This window comes from Domibacillus sp. PGB-M46 (genome assembly GCF_022668875.1).
Classification (GTDB): Bacteria; Bacillota; Bacilli; order Bacillales; family Domibacillaceae; genus Domibacillus.
The window spans coordinates 61,483-67,946 of the sequence record NZ_JAKGCR010000024.1 but is presented as its reverse complement, the minus strand read 5'-3'; the positions used below and the strand labels follow the sequence as shown (position 1 = coordinate 67,946).

Below are 6,464 nucleotides of genomic sequence, written 5' to 3'. Positions count from 1 at the left end.
ACACGGCCGTTAAGCTCTTCAGCGCCGATGGTAGTTGGGGGTTTCCCCCTGTGAGAGCAGGACGCCGCCAGGCAAAAGCAGAGAGGACAGCGGAAGCTGTTCTTTTTTGTGTAGGAATCATATTCCATGCAAAAAAAATGTATTTTTGCAAAATATAAAAGAACAGGCGATGCTGCCGCGAACGCTCCTCCTTGTATAGATAAAACACTGACTGAAGAATATTCAGCCGGTGTTTTATTTTTATGGTCATTTTTTATTCTTAAAACAAAGCAGCTATAGCTCACGAAAGCATCTCCATGGGCTGGGGAATAGTGGATATTTAAGACCAGCTTTTTATTTCGGCCAGCACTGCGGCTCTTTAAGTGGGTAGGAAAGCGGTGTGAAATTTTGTTATGGTTTTGCTTTGTCCTCATTTTATGTTAGGGGTTTATTGTTTTATAAAGCATATCATTCCGCTCTGCTAAGAATAACTATTCAGGTGCCCGCTTCAAGAGCTGAGAATTTTTGAAGGAGGTTTTTTTCTTTTAAATGATCAGATATTGGGCAAAATATTTTAGGAAATGGTTTTAGCAGAACAGGGAGGAAACTAATATGGAAAAAATTGAAACTGGGGAAATCATCACTATGATTGATGATAATGGCAGAACACAAGATATGGAAGTGCTGAAGACGTTAGCTCTTGATGGAAAGGAATATGCAGTTGTAGGATATGTGGAAGAGCTTCAGCAAAAAACGGATGAAGAGATCGATGTCTTCTTTTTAAGAGTGGATAATGACGAACAGTTATCCTTGATAGAAAATGATGAGGAATTGGAAAAGGTATCTGCTGCATTTAATGAAGCCAAGGAAGAGTAAGTAAACGATGTAATGAAAAAACGTATAGAAGGAACAGGGAGTATAAAAAACCTTAGCGCCTAATCCCACTAAATCAAAGGTTTTAAAGGGGTTAGGCGCTAATTTTTTGTTCAAATTTATTTCTCTTCCCCCGAAACGATAAATTGTTTCGTGTTGGTTAAAGATAAGCTTATTTGCACACCATTCATTGTAGCTAAGGCGGAGATAATATTAATACATTGCTGAATCTCTTTTAGGACATGAATTTTCTTACTCCTTTCTGATACCGGTTTAGCAAACGTTAAGTACTCATTAATAATCTCTGCCGCCTGGTCTAGTCCTCAACGGCATATTTAAATAATAATTTCTCGCCTCTGCAGAGTTCTCCTCTGATGCCTGTTGTATAAATTTCTTGCTTGTGGTAAGTGGATTGCGTCCACCGCCCTCAGAATTATATTCTCAAAAACGCTTCTTCAACAAACTTTCCTTGTTATTCACCTTCTGCAGCTAAAACATTAGATACAAATGAAAAAAGGAACCCATTTCTTGCCCTCAGTATCTGTGCCTTGATGTATTTGTTCTACATAGGATATTTAAACATGAAATTTTAAGGGGATGAGTACTTGAATGAAAACAGCGGGTCAATACCGTTTTCTCATTACAGCACTTCTTATTTTCAGCCATTTATCAGCTCTAATCCGGTAACTTCTTTTAACCCTATTCAACGTTTGCCCACAATTGACCGGACAGCTTTTATCAGTCCATTTTCAAGTGTTATCGGGGACGTTACGATTAAAAATCAGGTGTATATTGCGCCCAATGTAAGCATACGTGCAGATGAAGGAACGCCATTTTATATTGGTTCTAAAACGAATCTTCAAGATGGTGTTATTTTGCATGGTTTATTAAACAAGCAATTTATTGTGGGCGGGAGAGGCTATTCTATATTCATTGGAAACAAGGTTACTGTAGCTCACAAAGCGCTTGTTCATGGCCCTTGTTTTATTGGAAGCGATGTATTTGTTGGGTTTAACTCCATTGTCTATAACGCTATTGTAGAAGGAGGGGCATTTATTTCTTATAACGCTGTAGTCACCAATGGCGTACGTATAGCACAAAATAAATTTGTGCCGCCGGGCGCCCATATCGATACTCAGGAAAAAGCGGATACACTTTCAGTGGTGCCAAAAGATAGTAATGAATTTGCAGTGGAAGTACAGCGTGTAAATCAAGAATTTCCTTCCTCGCATCACCTCTTATTCGGAAAATATCGTTGTTCATGCGGGCTTGCCTGTGACGATCATGCGTAACGAAAAACCTTAACAGAAAAATGCATACCAATATAAAAGAAGCCTTTTTCATAAAGGCTTTTTTGTTATCGATTGGCATTTTAGTTCATATACTTCCTTTTAAAAAAGACTGTAAGATCCTTATTAAATTACATATACAGAACGTTATAACTGCTTGCGCAGATGAGAGTGCATAAGGTATGACAAATGGCTCATTAGAAAATAACATACTTAGGCTTAGGGTTTTAAGAAACCACATTTACATTAGCAATTGTAAGCAGCCAGAAAATCCGAGAAGGAGAGAAGCATATTGAGCTTTTAAAGAACAGTGCTCCAGTTGTAGTAAAGGAAAGGCTTTGATCGAAAAAGATGTTAAGAAGCCTCTCAAACCTAATTGGATAGGTCTACTTAATAAATATAGCTGAATCGAAAAATATAGATTACATCACTCTAATAGTCTGAAGCAAAATCATGAGGCGCGATTTATAAATGGTGTCTGCTTTTATAGGACCGAGCACCCTTTATTTCATAATTCTTAATAGAGAATGTAATGATTAATGAGTGAATCTTTTGAAGCAGAGTTTGATCGTCGAATTATATCTTGGGGCTCGTGATCACAAGTAGGTAACATATTGATCAAACGAAACTGAACTTTGGTTATGTTGGATGACAGGCTGATATTTATAAATCGAATAAACTGGCTGTAGCGCTGAAAGTGTCGCGAGATGTTTAAAAGATGGCCTTACAACGACATTTGTCAGATAAGCGGATTGATCTGCTCCTGGTATTCTCCTTTGATTTAAAGCATGGATCATTCGTTCAGCTGTCTTGATTCCTAATCCATGCCCAAAATACATATCATCTTCCAGCACAACAGCATTTTCTCCTCTCCACTGAGGGGTTTGTGGATTGAAGTCCGGATTTCTAAAATACACGATATCTCCAGGCAAAAAGCGGCTTTTATAAAGGGGCTTTATTCCAAGGTCAGGATCAGCATGCCAGCTGTATAAATAAATAGTTTGAAACAAACGATTAAACAATGATTCACCGATCGTATTTAGAAGCGCGTGATAATAGATAATAACCATTGCGGTTGCACATTCGAACGCATATTGTGAGCTGTTTATATAAATGTCTTCAATCGCGTCTGACGACTTTACACCATGCTTTAGCAGAAATCCGCCGGTGCTTGTCAGTTTCCAGTATTGAGGATTACAGCGCGAGTCGGCAAATACTGCAAACCGTACACCGCTTTTGTTCATTGCTCTTGCACTGATGATGATATTTTTTCGTAACTGAAGCTCAAACGATAATTCACCAATGAATGAATATGAATAAACTGCTGTATCATTATTCATCCGGCGAAGAATGATACTTTCGATGCTTCCAGATGGCCACATAGTACTTTGTTGAAAGGGCATCCCTGATAACCGAATCATAATATACCTCTTTCCAGGTTTAAATATTCACTTGCATTCTTATCCAGCATATTCAAGCATTGGTTTAATGTGTGGCTTTCGTCATCCCATTCACAAACCTGTATGATCTGTTTAATAAAATGCTCGTATCAAGTCAGTAGACCAGAAATTCAGCAAATTCAACAATATGCTCGACAACTATCTTAGCAAGGTCAGCAAACAGCCCAATTCAACCGCATAATTCTGTGATGCAGCCGGGATTTGCGGGCACAGACGCTTAAAAAGTGAGACAGGAAATCGGCAATAACGCTTTAAGCGGAAATCAAGGCGGATTTATACAATAACATTAGAGAGAATATCGCTGGAGATAGACCATCTATCTCCAGCGATATATTTTTTAAACGGAAAGAGTTGATTGAGCAAAAATGATTCGGCACTTTTGATTTATTCATCAGTATCGATTTTCTGCTGTTGATATTTGAAAACCACCAAAAGAAGAATGAACGAATCAGCTTACAGCAGCTTCCAACAATGTAATCGTATTATTGGAGGTATTTAAATTTACTCTAGCACCTATCGGAATGGCTGATTTGTAGAAGCCATGCCCAGAAGCAAGGTTGGTCATGAGCGGTTTTCCAAGGGGCACAATAAATTCACTAATCAAATCGTTATAAGACTTGCCATAGGCATTCGGACAATCGGTGCATTCCCCCATAATAATTCCGAGACAATCCTCAAATTTTCCAGCCATCCTCATGTGATCGATGTAACGGTAAACCGTATTAATAGGTTCATGCGTTTCTTCGAGTAAAAGAATTTTCCCGGCCGTATTGATTTCATAGGGTGTACCTAGTGTACTGACAATGGATGTTAAATTTCCTCCAACAACTGGTCCGCTGACGTTCCCCTGTACTCTGCCAGTAAGCGGCACTCCTGTAGGGTTCAGAATCGGCCGAGGTGAAACAGTTGAAGAGGTGATGGTAAAAAACTGCTCGAAATTATAAGCTGGTGTCTGTGGCCTAAAGTCAATAAGGAGCAAGCTGTGGAATGTAATAAGGTCGGTAAACTGATTCAAAATGTTCAATAGAACAGTAATATCGCTGTAGCCGCTCACAATTTTTGGGTTTTGAGCGATCACTGTATAATCAAGGAACGGTAATATGCTTTTCACACCGACACCGCCCCTTACAGGCAAAATCATCTTCACCTGTGTATTGGTGAACATGGACATCAAGTCTTCAGCACGCTGCTGGGCTGTTCCTGCCAGGAATCCGTTTTGTGCATATACATACTTTCCCAAAACAACCTGAAGCCCCATTCCTTGCAGAAAAGCAATGCTGGCATCAATAATGCTCCGAGCAACGGGACTGCCCAGCGCAACGATGCCGACTGTATCTCCTCGCTGCAGAATTCTTGGTTTAATGGGCATACTTCCGCCTCCCTTTAGTTTTACTGCCTTTATAGGTTATGAAAGGAGAGAGCTGAATATTTGATTATTCGGATGATGGATGTTACGAAAGACTATCAGGAAAAGCAAATGAGACACAAGCAGCAGTAAAACATTTAAGTAAGGTGAATGGAAAGAACAGTACTCGAGGCGAGCGTTGTCATAAATAACGGCAAATTCCATGTTATAAAACGGAAGCCGACTGCAGTCTGCAATCGGCCTTTTTATTTATTCCTTTTTGCCAGTAATAGTCTCGATTCATAGAGCCGTGGAGTACTATTGTGTTGTTTTATTCACGAACAGATTTTAAGCAAAACCTTCTAGTACAATCTTGCCAATTGCATTATTGCTCTCCAACAGTTTGTGGGCCTGGCGAAGGTTTTCTGCTGAAATAGGTCCAAGCACTTCAGTGAGCGTAGTTTTCAATTTTTGCTGGTCCACTGCCTCAGCGACCCGATCAAGCAAATGGTGCTGTTCAATCATATCATCTGTTTCAAAAAGCGAGCGTGTAAACATAAATTCCCACACGAAGGTGACGCTTTTTTGCTTGAGTATGGTAAGGTCAAGTGGAGAAGTCGGATCATCAATGGCGCATACAACTCCTTGAGGAGAAATAACCTCGCCGATGCCGGCCCAATGTTTCTCTAAAGCATTCAGGCAGAAAATATACGGAACGCTTGGGAATCCGATGGCTTGAAGCTGTGGCAGAAGCGGATCATGGTGATTAATCGTATAATCAGCGCCCATTGATTGAACCCATTCGACCGTTTCCGGCCGGGAAGCAGTGCCAATTACTGTAAGCCCCGCTTGTTTTGCAAGCTGAATAGCAATGGATCCGACACCCCCGGCAGCCCCAATAACCAACAATGTTTTTCCTTTATTGACACTTGGCTCTTGGGAAAGTAACATTCGGGTAAATAGTGCTTCCCAAGCTGTAATAGAAGTTAGAGGAAGAGCCGCCGCTTCTGCGAAAGTCAAGGAAGCGGGTTTTCGCCCAACGATGCGTTCATCGACGAGATGATATTCGCTGTTGCCGCCTTGTCGTGCAATACTTCCAGCATAAAACACTTCATCCCCCGGTCGGAACAGGGAGCAGTCTGGCCCTGCTTCATCAACAATTCCTGCTACGTCCCAGCCTAAAATTTTAGGAGATTCTTCAACTTTGTCTTTAGGAGCCCGGACCTTCGTGTCAACCGGATTGACCGATATGGCGGCAACTTTAACCAAAATGTCACGCCCCGTTGCTTTTGGCTTCTCAATCACTACATCTTCCAGACTTTCTGGATTTTCAATGGGAAGGTATCTCGTTAGTCCTACTGCCTTCATTGTATCCATGATCAACCACATCCTTTCCTTGCAAGTATACCTTTTGCGTGGAATGATTTAAAATATAAAACACTGCTGCTATTTGGTAAGTTGAATTTTTACTTTCCAAAAGTATTAATGGGAATAGCAGAGCGTATCTGGATTGATACA

Annotated in this window: 5 protein-coding genes; 2 read left to right on the top strand and 3 right to left on the bottom strand. The window is 40.5% G+C overall.

The features are described from left to right. Positions 1-591: 591 nt before the first annotated feature. The gene (locus tag L2D08_RS19730; RefSeq protein WP_242236434.1) at positions 592-855 is read left to right on the top strand and encodes a DUF1292 domain-containing protein; all 264 of its coding nucleotides are present in this window, start codon (positions 592-594) and stop codon (positions 853-855) included. 602 nt (positions 856-1,457) lie between these two features. Next, positions 1,458-2,144 (top strand): LbetaH domain-containing protein, encoded by a 687-nt coding sequence (locus L2D08_RS19725; protein WP_242236433.1) that lies wholly within the window; start codon positions 1,458-1,460, stop codon positions 2,142-2,144. A 593-nt stretch (positions 2,145-2,737) separates the two neighbouring features. Here L2D08_RS19725 and L2D08_RS19720 read toward each other — a convergent pair. The 3 genes from L2D08_RS19720 to L2D08_RS19710 all read right to left on the bottom strand — a co-directional run bounded on the left by L2D08_RS19720 (position 2,738) and on the right by L2D08_RS19710 (position 6,323). Then, complete coding sequence (locus L2D08_RS19720; protein ID WP_242236431.1) at positions 2,738-3,562, bottom strand: protein-glutamine gamma-glutamyltransferase; 825 nt, start codon at positions 3,560-3,562, stop codon at positions 2,738-2,740. A gap of 487 nt (positions 3,563-4,049) precedes the next feature. Continuing rightward, the gene (locus tag L2D08_RS19715; protein WP_242236429.1) at positions 4,050-4,970 is read right to left on the bottom strand and encodes a S66 peptidase family protein; all 921 of its coding nucleotides are present in this window, start codon (positions 4,968-4,970) and stop codon (positions 4,050-4,052) included. Between the two features lie 324 nt (positions 4,971-5,294). Then, entirely contained in the window at positions 5,295-6,323 is a 1,029-nt protein-coding gene (locus tag L2D08_RS19710) for a zinc-binding alcohol dehydrogenase family protein (protein ID WP_242236427.1), read from the bottom strand. Between the last annotated feature and the right edge of the window lie 141 nt (positions 6,324-6,464).

Coding starts and splice junctions, on each gene's coding strand:
- L2D08_RS19730 (WP_242236434.1), top strand. CDS start 592: ATGGAAAAAATTGAAACTGGGGAAATCATCACTATGATTGATGATAAT.
- L2D08_RS19720 (WP_242236431.1), bottom strand. CDS start 3,562: ATGATTCGGTTATCAGGGATGCCCTTTCAACAAAGTACTATGTGGCCA.
- L2D08_RS19715 (WP_242236429.1), bottom strand. CDS start 4,970: ATGCCCATTAAACCAAGAATTCTGCAGCGAGGAGATACAGTCGGCATC.
- L2D08_RS19710 (WP_242236427.1), bottom strand. CDS start 6,323: ATGGATACAATGAAGGCAGTAGGACTAACGAGATACCTTCCCATTGAA.